This window comes from bacterium (genome assembly GCA_013360215.1).
Classification (GTDB): domain Bacteria; phylum CLD3; class CLD3; order SB21; family SB21; genus JABWCP01.
The window spans coordinates 61,245-77,316 of sequence record JABWCP010000002.1; the positions used below are offsets into that span (position 1 = coordinate 61,245).

A 16,072-nucleotide genomic window follows, 5' to 3' on the forward strand; every position below is an offset into this window, starting at 1 on the left:
TAGGATTCCATAGGATAATTATGCATTCAGTTTGGCTCCGCATTCGGAGCAAAATTTAGCCGTTTTCATATTTTCATGTTGGCAAGAAGGACATGTGACCTTTTGTACAACAATGGTTTTGGTGCGTCGGGATTGTATGAGATGCTCCAGATATTCGTCCGATACCTTTCCATTACCGTTGTCGCCTTGCTCGATAGCATCCATTCGTTTGAGAACATCGGCGAGCTCTTTGAGCGTAGCTTGACGCAAGTTTTGGTAATCAGCCTCGGCGATTTTGCCGATACCATACTCAAAATCCAAATCCTTGATGTCGGTATAAAGTTTTTGCTTCATATTAGCCAAATCGTCGCGATGCTGATCCTTGATCGGTTTGAGTCCGTAAGGCATCACATTTTTCGAAAAAAGCGGATACAGTACATATCCGAAAGTTGCTGCAGAAAGTAAAATCATCAATAACGATAACATAAATCACCGATCCATTTTTTTGAGTTCTTCTTCGATGCGTTGCGCGTACGGGTCGTCGGCGGGATGGGCCGGTGAAACCGTAACCGGAGCCGTTTTACCGGCCGTAATTTTTTTAATGAGAAAAACCACAACGATGATAAATATAACGAACAACAGAAAAGGCATGATCCACGCCAGAAGATCAAATCCTTTGGTTTCAGGTTGTGAAAGAATGGCTTTTCCCGCCGGGGGATTGTCACGAAACGAATATTCGGTCATAAAATATTGGATGATTGCATCGTGGGATTTACCTGCAACGATCATGTCTTCGATCGTATTGCGCATCGGCACAGCCGAAGGGCAGTTGATATGCCCGCATGTCCCGAGCACCAGATTGCAACCGCATTGGCAAATCAATTCGCCCGATATCTTATTAAACATCTCATTTTGTTCGGCATTCAGTTTGGTCGTGTGTGCCGATCCGCCTTGGGAATAAAGTACGGAGGTTATTAAAAGCGAAGCGATACAATAAATCTTAAGCTTTTTCAAGCGTTTTTTCCTTTCGCATAGATTTGACGGATTTGCGATCTTCCTGATAAGCGGGGAGCAAACAAATCAAAGTTCCAAAAACAAGTATCTCGGTGCCGAGCCAAACCAATGAAACCAGCGGATTGACATAAATCTGTAAAACGGCTTTTTTCTCGGTATCATCCAACCCGGTAAAAACGAGATATAAATCTTCTTTGAGTGTTTTATGTAACGCCACTTCTGTCGTAGGTTGTTGGCTGGAGCGATACATACGATATTCGGGCTTCAATTCATCAATCTTCTTATCATCTTTAAATACGGAAACGACCGCATAAGACGATTGATAGTTCGGCGTATTGGTAAAGTCCACTTTATCAACCTTCAAAAGGTAATCTTTCACCTGTCGGGATTCGCCCTGACCCAGCTCCGTTTTGGTTTCATAGTTAAAAATGCTGCCCGTAATACCTACGAAAATCACGACAATGCCGAAGTGTACGATGTAGCCTCCGTAACGGCGCTTGTTTTTGAGTGTTAAGTTTTTGAGTGCGATTAATACATTTTCACCATTGGAACGCATACGCGCACTTGTTCCTTTGGCAAATTCAATCACAATAACCGCCGCAACAAAAATATTGAGCACAAACGACATTAATCCGTAAAAATGCTGCGTAACAAACATGAATATGACAACACCGCCGGCCAGGGCAATGATCGTGGGTAATAAGAAAGCTTTCCGCAAACTCGCAGCCGAAGTCTTACGCCATGCAAAGAGCGGTCCCGCGCCGGTAAGGAACAGAAGAAATAGCGCGATCGGAATATTTACTTTATTGAAAAACGGCGCACCCACGACAATTTTTTCACCGGTGACGGCTTCTGAAATGATAGGGAACACCGTACCCCATAATACGGCAAAACAAGAAATCAAAAGCACGAGGTTATTAAACAAAAAACTGCTTTCACGCGATAAGGCCGAATCAAGCTGCCCTTCGCTCTTAAGCATTGGCAAGCGCTTTACAACAAACCAAACCGAAACCAGTAAAGTCAACGTGATGAAGGATATAAAATAGATTCCTATCGAACCTTGCGCAAAGGCGTGTACCGAGGAAACAACGCCGGAACGGGTGAGAAATGTACCGAAAATACACAGAAGGTACGTGGCAATGATCAAAGAAACGTTCCAAACTTTGAACATATTCTTTTTTTCCTGAATCATCACCGAATGTAAAAAAGCCGTTCCGGTAAGCCAAGGCATCAGCGATGCGTTTTCAACCGGATCCCAAGCCCAATATCCGCCCCAACCGAGCTCTTCGTAAGCCCACCAACCGCCCATCATGATACCGGCGCTTTGAAAAAGCCACGCAAAAAGAGTCCAACGGCGCGATAGCTTGATCCATTCGTCATTGAGTTGTCCGGAAATCAAAGCTGCCATAGCAAAAGCAAACGGAATAGCAAACCCGACATAACCCACAAAAAGTGTAGGCGGGTGGATTACCATCGCGGGATGTTGCAAAAGCGGATTTAAACCACGACCGTCCTGCGGGCGGAACATGGTTTCACTCCCGTCACCATGATGGGTTACAAGGACATCAAACGGGTTGGAAGAAAAAAGATTGAGAGCCAGAAAAAAAACTTGTGTGATCATCGTGACGACGATAACCCACGGCATGAGCTCACCAAAACTATTGCGGTATCTGTACACGACGGCAAAACTATATGCCGCTAGCAACAGCGACCACAAAAGCAGTGACCCGGCCTGACCTGCCCAAAATGTATATTTGTAAAAAAGCGGCAAGTCCCGGTTAGTGTACGATGCGACATATTCGTATGTCATATCACCGGTAACCATCAGATAAATCAAACTTCCGGCGGCAACGACAACCATTGCAAAAACGACATACACGGCGTTTTGTGCCGAACGCACCAAATCACCGCGCTTGTAATGAACGCCGAGAAACGCCGACAAGATGGCAAAAGCAGCCATCGCCAGCGCCACTATCAACGCATAATTACCTATTTGACCCATATATATTCCTTAGCTTATTTGACAGACGATGTTATACACTATTTTTATTAACTTTTCCATAGAATTTCATACACAGTTACCGGCTCCGCAACACCTTTGAGCGTAACGCGTTCGATCGGCGAGGCGATACTTTTGTTAGGCAAAAGATCATACGTGGACTGACTGACGATGATCTGTCCGGCTTTAGCGACGCTGCACAAGCGATTGGCAATGTTGACGGTTTCACCGATCACGGTATATTCAAGGCGTTTATTGGAGCCGATATTGCCTACAACGACTTCGCCGGTATTGATGCCGATACCGATATTGATCGGAGGATGTCCCTCGAGTTTGCGTTGAAAATTGAATTTCTCAGCTGCACGTTGCATCTGTACGGCGGCATTGATAGCGCGCATATAAAAATCATCGTAGTGAACCGGCGCTCCGTAAAAAGCCATAATGGCATCGCCGATAAATTTATCCAACGTACCACCATAACTGTCAATAATGTCTATCATTTCATCAAAGTGCGAATTCAGTAAATTAATAAGTTCCTGAGGGTCCATACCGCGCGACATCGGCGTAAATCCGCGGATGTCGGTAAACATGACGCTGAGTCGGTTCTTTTCGCCTTTGAGAATACCATCAACGGATTGTTCGGACAGAACTTTTTTGGCAACGTCAGGGGAAAGATATTTACCAAAAAGATTTTCGACACGTTCTTTTTGCTTGAGACCCTGCGTCATCTCATTAAAATTTTTACCCAGCTCACCGAACTCATCGCGTGATTTGATCTGCAACATGATATTGAGATCGCCGGATTGTACTTTGTGCATAGCGTCGGAAAGCTGATGTACAGGCTTGGTCACGCCGCTGATAATTGCCAAAGCGATCATAAAAGCTAAAATGGAAACTCCGCCACCGACAAAAACCATCGTACGCTGCGAAGCGACAAGCGGCTCTAAGGCTTTGTCGAGTGAACTAAAAAAAACATACGTCGCAATAACCGGGCGATCCTGACCCTGGCTTCCCGTAGCTGCAAAAACGGGATGAGCTACAGCCAAATAACGCTCACCATGAATCGTAAACTGAAAAGGATCGCTTGAGGTTTTACGAATCATCGCCTGATCTAAAAAACTTTGGGATGATTTGAATTGGGCGAGAAGTTCGTTTCGATTTTCAAACTTATCCGTTGCAACGATTTTCCCGTTGATAATAAAGGCAATGGAACTTGTGGTAACTTTAGCGATTTTGGTTGCTACGGTATCCGTCACATCATATCCCAAAACGATGCCGCCAAGAACTTGATTATTGACGATCGTAGGAGAAGCCGCCACACGGAGAAGTTTACCATTCTCTTCCCAAAAACCACCGTTATCATATCCTTCGAGTGCAGCGGCGACTTCAGGGCGCTGTGAAAGATTCATACTCGCGCTCAGTTCCGTGCCGACAAACGCCAATACCTGGCCGGACGGGCTCAATGCGACAAATATATCGGATTTGAATTCGCCAATCTGATTGGTTTCTTCCAGCGCTTGTTGTACTGTTTTTTGGTCGCCCGTACTAAGTTGTGCAGCGAACTTGGGATTATCTGAAACGCTACGGCTCTGGAGTATCAATTGTTCGAAATAGCTGTTATTAAACTCTTCATAGGTGCCGTTACTTTTGATTAGCCGATCGGTAATATCGGTTTCGATATTTTTAGCCAAACCGAGCGAAACGATGACGTACGCAACGGCCGCCAACGTCAAGGTCACAGTTACGAGAAAAATCAGCTTGTAACGGAATTTGATAATCATGTTTTATTTCTCCGGACGGTTAATCACATGTGGATTCAAATTACCTTTTGGGTGTTGAAAATACAAGCGTTATCGTATTTGTTCGCTTGCCGTGATTTCAGAGCACTTTTCATCCGGAATTGTGTTGATTCGTGTTACATTCGCTTCTATCTTAAACAAACGAAACGGATAAAAGTATGACTTTGATCATAGATGCGTGCCGCCAAACAGCTTGTTTCGGTTGTGCTTTTTTAAAAAAAGTATTCTTTTAAAAAAAATTACGATATGAATAAATAAATTTTTTTGCCAAAAAATCTCGCCTGTTTTTTATGCACTTATAAAATCTTGTAGGTAATTTACCTACAAGATTTTCAGCCATTTCCCTACAGACTTCCACATTTTTTTGATGTATATTTAGTGTGTAAGTTACTTTTTGATCGATCAAGTAGCGTCCCATTTTGTTCCAATTGTTCTTTTGTTCTTTTTTGTTTGTATTTCGAATTCGTAGTCCAGAGATAATCAGTTCACCAAAAAAAGTTCGTGATTGATGTCAATGGGCGAGGTGTACCTTTTTTAAATCTTTATTTAATGTATTGAGGAGAAACTCAAATGAAACGTATGAAACGTCTGGTCGTAACAGCAAAAAGTTTATGCTTGATGCTCTTGTTTAATGCGGCTCTCTATGCGCAGACAACTAATGTCGTAACTGAAAATGCAAACCCGGGAACGGCCGGTTATATTCCTTATTTCTACAATGCTAGTACGCTTCGCAACTCACCTTTTTATTATAATGGCGGTAATATCGGTGTGGGAAACCCCTCGAATATCTCAGCCTATTTCGATGTGAATGGAACTGCAAAATTTCGGGGGAACACGGTTAGCTTTGGTCAATTTTCAGATTATCAACATTTGTCGGGTATGGACATCGTTTATACTGACGGTGGTTCAGGTACTATTACCTTTCGTGGTCAACGTTGGGGAAGTAATTGGAAATGGGAACACTCATATTCCGGGGGTATATACGTTCCTCAAATGCAACTTGATAATAGTACCAACGCTCTTTACTTATTCAACAGCTCAACATCTGTAGGAACTGCAACCGTCCGTTTGCATCCAAATGGTTTAACGTATTTTAATGGCGGTAATGTCGGTATAGGTACTACGAGTGCAACTCAAAAACTCGAAGTATGGGGTGCAAATTCAGCACCGGGCACCAGCGGTACTGCCGCAGATGGTATTCTTCGTCTACAGCCTACAGGCAGCAACGCGATGGTTGATTTTGGTATGGTTACAAGTAATGCATACGCCTGGATTCAGCCACGCGATCGAAGCAATTATGCCACTAATTTCAATCTTTCACTTAATCCGAATGGCGGTCGTGTCGGTATCGGTACGACAAACCCAGTAAGTATTTTATCAATTGGCGCAAACAATACAACGATGCCAACTGATGGAGGTATCTCTCTCGGTAGTGATCAAGCAACGCTTCAGATGCTTCATTCTAATTGGGGCTCAGGCTATGGCTCAAAAATATACGGTAAGGATGATGGAAATGGGGAAACATCGTTCAGAATAGCTACTCGCCATGGTGTTTCGACATGGACTGATCGTGTATATTTATCAACGCAAACAGGCAATGTCGGTATAGGCACTAATACGCCCGGCAATAAACTTGATATTGCAGCTTCTAACCGTCAACTTCGTTTGACAGATACAGATGATAGCAAATTTTGGCAGCTCAGCGCTTCGTCCAATGCCTTGGCTTTTCGTTATCAAGAAGGACTTGCAGATGAAAAATTAGCCATGTGGATGACTAGCAACGGCGATGTTGGGGTTGGGACTAGCAGTCCTACGCAAAAACTCGAAGTGTGGGGTGCTAATTCAGCTCCTGGCACCAGTGGCACTGCTGCTGACGGTATCTTGCGTTTGCAACCTGTCGGTAGTGATGCTATGGTTGACTTTGGTATGGTTACCAGTGGGGCTTATGCATGGATACAACCACGCAATCGAAGCAATTATGCCACTAACTTCAATCTTTCACTTAATCCGAATGGCGGTAATGTCGGGATAGGTACGACAACGCCTAGCTATAAACTTCAAGTTAATACTGTTGCATCAGGTAAAGCGGGTTATTTTCAGACAACAGGCAGTTGGCAGGCAATTGACTTCTCGTCTGATGGCGGTACTACAAAAGGTAGTTTAGCAGCCGCTGGGGGAAATATATATTTGGGCAAGTCCGATGTAGGAACTGATCCCAAGATAACGGTAAATATCACAAATGGCAACGTCGGTATCGGCACGACTTCTCCCGGAGCAAAACTCCATGTCGAAGGTGGTAATGTGTGGATCGGACAAAAAACGGTTCAGTACACCGGTCCGGATACTTACAAACTCAATGTATTTGGCAATGTGCGCGCAGACGAAATCGTCGTCAATACCAACGGTGCTGATTTTGTATTCGAAGAAGGATATAAGCTGCCATCTCTGGACGAAGTCGAAAAACACATCAAAACCCAAAAACATCTTCCGGGTATCGCCTCGGCCGCCGATATGCAAGCCAATGGCGTCGGTATCTCCGAACTCCAAACCAAACTCCTCCAAAAAGTCGAAGAACTTACGCTGTATGTGATTCAGCTGAAAAAGGAAAATGAAGAGTTGAGGAGAATGATTCAGTACTAGTATATTAATTTTTTTAGGAGTTCTATAGATGAGAACAATAAATGCGTTATTATTATTAATTATAAGTCTTACAGCCGGGTCAGTTTTTTCAGCAGAGAGAACGTTAGTTGTTCCAGATGATTATCACTATTCTGCATCAGTAATAGTGGTTGACAAACTAGGACGTCCAGTGCCTTATGCTGACATTACATTAAAAGTGCAAGTTTATTTTACTAGAATGGATGGGTATCAATGTTTGCCTGGCGAATGCCCTTCCCCAACTTCTACTATTATGTCATCCAAAACAAATTTAGCGGGGATAGCAGCTTTCGACTTTATTTTTCCTAATCCCAATCCACCTGAAGATCCGAATTATTACACTCGTCCTAGATCTGCATGGTATATTGGATTTGCCGATAAAATTTATGATTTAGCAAATGATCAATCAAATTTTGTCGAATTAATTAGCCCTCAATATTCTGAGCAAGACCACATCACATATACTTTTATTATTGATGATGATGCTCCTCTACAACCCAATAATTTAATTTTTCCCAACGACGAAGTTAGTGATGATTTTCAAATCTTTCCAGAAGAGTTTAATTTGGACAATGGGTTTAGTTCACACTCAACCTCGACAACCGGGTTTAATGTTTATATGTACTACGGATACAATAAGGTACAAGCTATAACCAAACCCATTCTCTTAATTGAAGGGATTGATTTCGACAACGAGAAAAATGATTGGAAAAGACTATATCCAATGATTGGAAGAGATTTTATTGAAAATAAGCTTAGAGGGAGAGGCTATGATGTGATTATTGTTGATTTCAAAGACGGTACAAACTTCTTAGAAAACAATGCTCGTTCTGTAATGAATGCAATAGCATGGACAAATCAGCAACTTGCATTGAATGGGAGTTCAGAAAATATTATTTTAGTAGGCGCCAGCATGGGGGGCGTGCTTTCTAGATATGCATTGAAGGAGATGGAGAATAGGTATCTATCAGCTTTGATAAATAATCAATCTAATCCTAACCAATGGAATCATAATACCAAATTATGGACTTCGTTTGATTCTCCACAACAGGGGGCAAATATACCGATAGCTGATCAAGCTTTTTTAAGTTTCTTCTCTGCACTAGATCCGAAAAGCGAAAAAAAATTCAAGAACCTTGGGAAGCCTGCACCAAGACAATTAATGAAAAGTAATTATAAAAACGCATTTATATCTAACGGTCCATTTGGGATAAAAAATTTAAATTATTCAAATAATAACAGTGATCATGATGTATTCTTCAATGAATTACTTTTTATGGGATATCCGATGTATCTTGAAAAAATTGGTATCTCAAATGGAAGTGGTTTTGGAAATGACGGGCTCCAAAAAACCTCTGATGGAATTCAATCAATGTCATCTAGTGGTGAATTAATGCTAAAAGTTGGTTGTGATGGCTCATGTGCAGATGTTGAATGGGACATCAAACTTTATTCATCAAACATAAATAGCTCTGATCAGTTAGTATTTAATGGAATTTATGATGTATTAGACGATGACTGGTACTCTTTTTCGTCACTTCTTACATGGGTTCCTTTTGGCATAATTGATTATGCTTTAGACTATGCTGATGATATAGGTGTATCAGGTACACCGTTAGATGAAAAAATAGAATATTGGTTTGTAAAAAACGCAAATTCATTGTACCAAAGTGTTAGTATGTTCCCCGACAATGCTCCAGGAGGTTACAGAGAAACACAAAAAGAAATATATAATAAATCAAAACGAGCATTAAGGTCCGGCGGCGGGGAAATTAATTTGTATTTTTCCAAACATTGCTTTATTCCCACGACAAGTGCATTAGATTTAAGAAATAGTACCAATCAACGAGTTAGTCCCTATACTAAGTTAATTGGTACGGACAATGATCTAACTAAGCTTCCTGTAGGAGTGCAAACGCCTTTTGATCATATAAGGTATCAAACAGAAAATGAAAAGCATGTCTTTATAAGCCAGTCCACTGGAGATTGGTTAGATGAATTGTTGACTCCAATGAGTTTAGTTGTTGAAAATAAACTGTTTGACAAATGGAATCGAAAATTCACTGGAACCGAGTTGGTTGAAGTTAAGAACACTCAAATTAAACCAAACTTGCTCGGGGGCACACCTCCAGTTTTTGAAGTAAGCTCTGGAAAAAAAATAGTTATTAGCTCAGGTACTACAATAAAAAGTGGCGCCAAGTTTTTAGCAAGTATTGATCCCAACCTCATAGTAAACGGAACTCAAAATAACACTTCGTACCTAATGTCCGCAATGGCTAAATCATCCGAATCTGAATCGGATATGAAAAAAGATGCTGCGGACAGTGTCAAAACTGAGATTCCGACAAAACCGTTAGAACTTCCTACGACTTTCAGTCTTGATCAAAACTATCCCAATCCTTTTAACCCGACGACGACTATGCGTTATGCGTTGAAAGAGGATGTGGCGGTCACGCTGAAGATATACAATATGCTGGGACAGGAAGTAAAAACACTCGTCAATAATCAGAAACAGGCGGCTGGTTTCAAATCCGTCATGTGGGATGGACGTAATAACTACGGTCACCAGGTACCGAGCGGTACCTATATCTATCGCCTTCAAGCCGGGACTTTCATCCAAACCCGAAAGATGCTGCTAGTCAAATAGATATAATTTTTTGAGAAACCTTCGTAATTTCACAAACCACGCGATCGCATCGCGTGGTTTTTTTGTTTTATTGTATTTAAGGCGCTTGTTTCAAATATTGCCTTGATGGAATAAGCCATTTATCCATAAATCATAAAATGAATAACACAGAAATCTCATGACTTTGATCATAGATGCGCATGGGCAAAACTTACATTTCGAGAAACCGCCCGAACGGGTTGTTTCGCTGATACCGAGCATTACGGAGTCGCTTTTCGAACTCGGACTCGGCGATCGCATTGCTGGGATTTCAAAGTATTGCATCTACCCGGAAGACAGAGCCCGGGATAAACCCACAGTCGGAGGGCAGAAAAATCCTGATTTTGAAAAAATTTCGAAATTAAACCCGGATTTGATAATTCTTAACGAAGAAGAGAATAAACCGGAGCATATTGCGTTATTTAAAAAAAACTATAGGACTTTTGTTACATTTCCGCGTATATTTGTCGAAGCAGGGGAGCTGCTTGATCAGCTGGGGTTGATCTTTCATATCCCCGACCGTACAAAAGTTTTTTCTGAACAAATACGACTCGATCATAGTCGGCTGACAGCCTTAAGTCCTACACGGCTCCGGGCCTTATATCTTATCTGGCGCAATCCGTGGATGTCTGTCAACCGCGATACTTTCATACATGATATTCTGTCTTTGGTTGGTTTGGACAATGTTTTTGCAAACCAAACTCCGCGTTATTTTGAAGTAACACGGGAAATGATTTTGAATGCACAGCCGGATGTTATCATTTTACCGGATGAGCCCTATCGTTTTTTGAAAAAACATATTGCAGATTTTGACGGTTTGGACATTCCGGCCGTAAAAAATTGTAATATTTTTCTGACGGACGGTACTTACTACTGTTGGTACGGTACGCGTACGGCCCGAGCAATAGAGTATATAGACCAAAACATCATACATCGGATTGTTACATGTTAAAACATCTCTTCGTTTTTGTGACGGTATTATCCCTCTCATTACAGGCGCAATATTACGATAATTATTTCGGCACCAATAAGGTGCAGTACACGCATTTTCAGTGGAATATTTTAGAAACGGAACATTTTGAGATCTATTATTATCCGGAAATGCGCGAACTCGCTGAACGTGCCGGCGGGTTGGCTGAAGAGCAATATGCGGAGCTTCAATCCCGGTTTAATCATGCTCTGATTAAAAAAGTACCGATGATTATTTATAGTTCGCACATGCATTTTCAGCAAACAAATACGATATCCGCTGAATTACCCGAAGGCATAGGTGGTTTTTTTGAATTTTTCAAAGGTCGGGTAGTATTGCCGAGTGACGGTTCAACCACACACTTTCGTAGGGTTTTAAGGCACGAATTGGTTCACGTTTTTATGAATTCGAAGGTGAACCGGATCATAAGCCAACATCGAAAATTTAATCATCCCGGCCCCCCGTTGTGGTTCACCGAAGGTTTAGCGGAATATTGGTCGGGTCAGCCCGATTTTCAGGCTGAAATGGTCATTCGCGATGCGACGCTCAACGGCACACTGTTACCGGTACAGGAGTTTTGGCGCATTGACGGATCGTACTATATGTATAAACTTGGTGAGAATTTTCTTCATTTTCTCACTGAAAATTACGGTGAAGAAAAAATTCTTCAACTCATGGAGAATATTTGGAAATTTGATGAATTTCAAAAAGTCGTAACACATACGGTCGGAAAAAATTACGAGACCTTAAGTCAAGAATGGCTCTACTGGCTTAAAAAGAAATATTATCCGACTTTATCGAAAAGCGACATGCCGTTTGCGATTTCGCAAACCATTACCAAAGTGGGGTTCAGTTCGAAGCCGGCCTATCTTTTTGACGGTACTAATGAAGAAATCTTTTTCGTCGCCAATCGCGACGGCTATACCAATATATATCGCCAGAATCTTAAGGAAACCAAGGCAACCGTTTTCATCGAAGGTGAAAGAACGCATGAATTTGAGGCGTTTCATTTTTTTAAAAGTAAAATCCACGTCAATGAACAAGGTCAAATAGCATTTGCAACTAAAAGCGGTGAGCGTGACGTACTATATGTTTATAACACACAAACCGGTAAAAAGGAGCATCAATATACCTACAAAGATTTGACTGGGATCATTTCTCCGCATTGGGCACCCGATGGCAAGTCTATTGTCTTTTCCGGACTCCATATGTCGGGTAATAGCGACTTGTATACCGTTCATGTAAGTACGGATGAAACCGACGGTATCCTCACACGCATTACCAATGATTTTTATGATGATCGCGATCCGGCATGGAGTCCTGACGGGAAGTACATAACTTTTAGCTCCGATCGTGCGGGTTTTTCGCCGGAAGGAACATATAATTTATTTATCTATGATCTGGAAACCGCGCGGACATTTCAGTTAACCAGCGGCAAATATCAGGACGCTTCACCAGCATGGTCACCTAAAGGTGATTACATCGTTTTTACTAGTAATCGTCAGGGAAGTCCGACCAATATTTCAGTTGTTCCGTTTATATATCAAGGTCAATCATTTATAGAAACAGCAGCGCGAGGCGAATTACAAGACAGTATGTACGCGCACTATGCGCCACGTCAGCTGACCGATCTCACCTCAGCGGTTTTTGACCCGATTTGGACTAAAGACGGCGATCTTGTAATGACCGCATTCGAGGATTTTAGTTTCAAATTACGACGTATGGAAAAAGCATATGACAAAGCGCGTCAGTTGGTTCCGACAGAACGAAAAAAAATAGACGGTTTTCGTTATCCATGGACGACACCGAAGGTTTCGATCATTGCAAGCAATACCCGTTCGTATGAAAAAAAATACAGCCTTGATTTCGTCCAAGGCGCTTTTCAGATCGCACCGACGTACGGCTATGGTGGCGGTGCCACGATAGGATATACCGACATGATGGGCGATGATCAATATTACCTTACCGTTTTTAATACAGGCCAAACCACTTCCGATATTTTAACGGATTGGAATTTTATTCTGACCAAAGTTAATCTAGGGCAACGTGTAAAATACGCTTATGGTGGTTATCGTTTTAAAGGCGAGTTTACTCAAATTGGCGACCAAGGCTTACCAGAGTCAGTGTATGAAGAACGTTATGGAGGGTTTTTTCAAGTTGCGTATCCATTATCCAGGTTTGAACGCATTGAAACGGGGGTTTCTGTCAGTCGGTATCAACGCGGAGCTGCTTTTGGCGCGTTACTTCCACTGGATGGGGTAAGCATCGGAAATAATATCGGATACGTGTACGATAACGCACTATGGGGAATAACCGGGCCGATAGACGGGCATCGTGCTATGCTATCGCTAGGTTATACATCGGATGCGTATAAGTCGCAACAAAACTTTTATACGATTATTGCAGATTACCGTCATTATTTTCGTATCACGATGCGATCAGCGTACGCATTTCGAGCTATGACACAATGGAATGACGGTAAAAACCCAAGTAATTTCGTCGTCGGAGGTAGTTGGGATTTACGTGGTTTCCCACGATGGAATATGCCTGGAACACGTTTTTTTGTTATGAATCATGAATTGCGATTTCCTTTGATGGACGCTATACAACTGAAGTTCCCGTTTGTAGGCTTGGGTTTCCGTTCAATACGAGGAGCTATATTTACAGACATTGGAAACGCCTGGGGAGTACAAAAGACCGATGGTCGAGTGATTCTTGGCCATCAAAAATTTGATGGGTTTTTAGGTAGTGTAGGCACAGGGTTCCGCGTTAATTTACTTGGCGTTATGGTGCTACGATTCGATTTTGGAAAGATGTTTGATGCGCGCGGTTATAAGTTTGGTAAAATTCGTTTACCCGGTAATCGTGATCGATTTGTCGAAACTAAGTTGAATACCAACAAACGATCGGAAGGTTTTGGCGGAATCGACAATGACGGAAGTATAATTGAAAAAAGACGTTGGTCGCGCGGTATATTTTTCCAATTTTGGTTTGGAGCTGATTTCTAATGAAAACAATCCTTGTATGCATCATACTGATCTTTCAATTAATGGCTTGCGGCACTACCGGCAATATTCGCATTGCTGCTTATTTCAAAAAATCCACGACTTCGCCATGGAGTAATATCGGCGGAAACCCAGGTCGAACCGGATATGCATTAAACGAGCTATCAGTTCCAATGCAGACAGTATGGACTAAAAAATTATCCACTTCGCTAGGTAAGGCCATTGTCGTATCGGACAGTATCATATATACGACAACGCATGATGGTCGTTTTTATGCAATACATTCAGGAAGCTCAAAAACGGTCGGATACATTAAATTTATTCACGCATCACAAGCCGGTGCGGCAATAGCCGGTCAGAAAACAGCTATCGGCATTTCTAACGGGAAACAAAATTTCATCACACACCAAGTTTTTGACGGAAAATTTTTAACAATCAAAAATACCGGTGCCATCGAAACAAACCCTTTGATATATGACGATCTGGCGTATGCCGGTACACTAAGCAATACGGCCGTTTGCGTGGATATGAATAACGGGGAAACTGTTTGGAGCCACACAACATCTGCACCGATTCACTCTTCACCTACCATCTCGGGTTCGGCAGTATATTTTGGGGATGATGAAGGAACACTTTTTTCCCTTAATCGCTTCAATGGCAAGTTGCTCTGGAAACTCAAGCTTGGAGGCCCGATTCTTTCTGCGCCGGTCGCAGACGATAGTCTGGTGTACGTTGCGTGTAACGATAGTACGTTGTACGCAATTCATCAAAAGGATGCCGTGATTACTTGGTATTACCGCATAGGATACGATAAACCCGGTAATTTCTATGCTTCACCCGCGGTGGATGAAAAACTTTTATATATAGGCGCTACCGACGGACGGCTGTACTCATTTGAAAAGCGGAACGGTAATTTAGTATGGATGTATGAAACTAAAGGCCCTATTTCCATCGCACCGGTAATAAGCAAATCGATTGTCTTTATAGGGTCACAAGATAAAAGCGTATATGCGCTTAATAAACACACCGGGACCTTGGAGTGGCAGTTTGAAACGGAAGGGCGAATTAAATCTGAAATGGCAATTTACGGCGGTTCACTTTTCGTTGGCTCAGAAAACAACATGCTTTATAAATTTAGCGGGAAACTCAAATGAATAGGTACTTACAGAGCTTGTTATATCTTTTTACTTTAGGGATTCTCGTTCCAGCGATGACTTATTGTCAGAACAAAACTCCATACGGTTATTTAAAGATAATTCCCCTCGAAAACCGGACTGTTATTTATTTAGACAACGTTGCTTACGAATGGGAAAATGGTAAAGTATTCAAGCTTCTTGCCGGACGACACACTCTCGCGGCCCGGCGAGATAATGGTCTTCAAGCGGAACAATTGGACTTTTTACAAAACATTATCATCAACAGAGAGGATACGTTGTCTGTAAATTTGCGTTTCGAAAAAGCCATAACGATTCAAACGAATACGCCCAACTCAGCATTTGTTTTTATCAACGATTCGCTATACGGTAAAACACCGTATTTATTTATACCGGATACAGAGGATACCTACAATGTTCGCATCAGCAAAACAGGGTATTGGGATACGACCTTTACCATAGTTTCACACGATACGCCATTAACGATGGGATTAAAGCCAAAAAACCATGAGATAAAATCGTTAAATGATAATGAGTTTGTTAACGAACGATGGCGCAAACAAGGTATTCATAGTTACAAGAAGCACCTGCTCATAGCGGGTCTAAGCTTGATTGTCTCCGGGTACTATACGGCGGCCAATAAAAAAACGGCGGATGACGCTTTTGAAAAAGCGAAGCTGGCCAGACGATCGGGAAATATCGCATTATCAAAAAAACTGACGGACAAGACCCGCCGTTATGATGATCGCGCCCGAATCGGATTTATCGGTTTACAAATCAGTTCAGCCGGATTTGCAACGCTGCTTTTACTCAGTCGTTAACCATATTA

General features: G+C 42.1%; 10 protein-coding genes. 6 read left to right on the forward strand and 4 right to left on the reverse strand.

Going from position 1 to position 16,072, the window contains the following annotated elements:
* Positions 1 to 18 precede the first annotated feature (18 nt).
* From HUU58_01765 to HUU58_01780, 4 genes are read right to left on the reverse strand one after another with little or no spacing between them, the layout of a single operon-like run.
* Positions 19 to 465, reverse strand: a complete 447-nt coding sequence (locus HUU58_01765; GenBank protein NUN44382.1) for a zinc ribbon domain-containing protein — start codon at positions 463 to 465, stop codon at positions 19 to 21.
* A 3-nt stretch (positions 466 to 468) separates the two neighbouring features.
* The gene (locus HUU58_01770) at positions 469 to 993 is read right to left on the reverse strand and encodes a cytochrome c-type biogenesis protein CcmH (protein NUN44383.1); all 525 of its coding nucleotides are present in this window, start codon (positions 991 to 993) and stop codon (positions 469 to 471) included.
* A complete protein-coding gene (locus HUU58_01775; protein NUN44384.1) occupies positions 980 to 2,995 on the reverse strand; it encodes a heme lyase CcmF/NrfE family subunit in 2,016 nt (671 codons plus the stop codon). The genes HUU58_01770 and HUU58_01775 overlap by 14 nt, the downstream gene beginning before the upstream one ends.
* A 47-nt stretch (positions 2,996 to 3,042) precedes the next feature.
* Positions 3,043 to 4,773 carry a HAMP domain-containing protein gene (locus tag HUU58_01780; GenBank protein ID NUN44385.1) on the reverse strand — a complete coding sequence of 577 codons (1,731 nt, stop codon included), beginning with the start codon at positions 4,771 to 4,773 and terminating at the stop codon, positions 3,043 to 3,045.
* 1,086 nt (positions 4,774 to 5,859) lie between these two features.
* Here HUU58_01780 and HUU58_01785 point away from each other — a divergent pair.
* From HUU58_01785 to HUU58_01810, 6 genes are all read left to right on the forward strand, one after another.
* Positions 5,860 to 7,431, forward strand: coding sequence for a hypothetical protein (locus HUU58_01785; protein ID NUN44386.1), 1,572 nt, complete (start codon positions 5,860 to 5,862; stop codon positions 7,429 to 7,431).
* 28 nt (positions 7,432 to 7,459) lie between these two features.
* Positions 7,460 to 10,096, forward strand: a complete 2,637-nt coding sequence (locus HUU58_01790; protein NUN44387.1) for a T9SS type A sorting domain-containing protein — start codon at positions 7,460 to 7,462, stop codon at positions 10,094 to 10,096.
* 157 nt (positions 10,097 to 10,253) lie between these two features.
* Entirely contained in the window at positions 10,254 to 11,066 is an 813-nt protein-coding gene (locus tag HUU58_01795) for an ABC transporter substrate-binding protein (protein ID NUN44388.1), read from the forward strand.
* The gene (locus tag HUU58_01800) at positions 11,060 to 14,092 is read left to right on the forward strand and encodes a PD40 domain-containing protein (protein ID NUN44389.1); all 3,033 of its coding nucleotides are present in this window, start codon (positions 11,060 to 11,062) and stop codon (positions 14,090 to 14,092) included. The genes HUU58_01795 and HUU58_01800 overlap by 7 nt, the downstream gene beginning before the upstream one ends.
* Positions 14,092 to 15,243, forward strand: coding sequence for a PQQ-like beta-propeller repeat protein (locus HUU58_01805; protein ID NUN44390.1), 1,152 nt, complete (start codon positions 14,092 to 14,094; stop codon positions 15,241 to 15,243). The genes HUU58_01800 and HUU58_01805 overlap by 1 nt, the downstream gene beginning before the upstream one ends.
* A complete protein-coding gene (locus HUU58_01810; protein ID NUN44391.1) occupies positions 15,240 to 16,064 on the forward strand; it encodes a PEGA domain-containing protein in 825 nt (274 codons plus the stop codon). The genes HUU58_01805 and HUU58_01810 overlap by 4 nt, the downstream gene beginning before the upstream one ends.
* Positions 16,065 to 16,072 lie beyond the last annotated feature (8 nt).

Coding starts and splice junctions, on each gene's coding strand:
- HUU58_01805 (NUN44390.1), top strand. CDS start 14,092: ATGAAAACAATCCTTGTATGCATCATACTGATCTTTCAATTAATGGCT.
- HUU58_01795 (NUN44388.1), top strand. CDS start 10,254: ATGACTTTGATCATAGATGCGCATGGGCAAAACTTACATTTCGAGAAA.
- HUU58_01790 (NUN44387.1), top strand. CDS start 7,460: ATGAGAACAATAAATGCGTTATTATTATTAATTATAAGTCTTACAGCC.
- HUU58_01765 (NUN44382.1), bottom strand. CDS start 465: ATGTTATCGTTATTGATGATTTTACTTTCTGCAGCAACTTTCGGATAT.
- HUU58_01810 (NUN44391.1), top strand. CDS start 15,240: ATGAATAGGTACTTACAGAGCTTGTTATATCTTTTTACTTTAGGGATT.
- HUU58_01780 (NUN44385.1), bottom strand. CDS start 4,773: ATGATTATCAAATTCCGTTACAAGCTGATTTTTCTCGTAACTGTGACC.
- HUU58_01775 (NUN44384.1), bottom strand. CDS start 2,995: ATGGGTCAAATAGGTAATTATGCGTTGATAGTGGCGCTGGCGATGGCT.
- HUU58_01800 (NUN44389.1), top strand. CDS start 11,060: ATGTTAAAACATCTCTTCGTTTTTGTGACGGTATTATCCCTCTCATTA.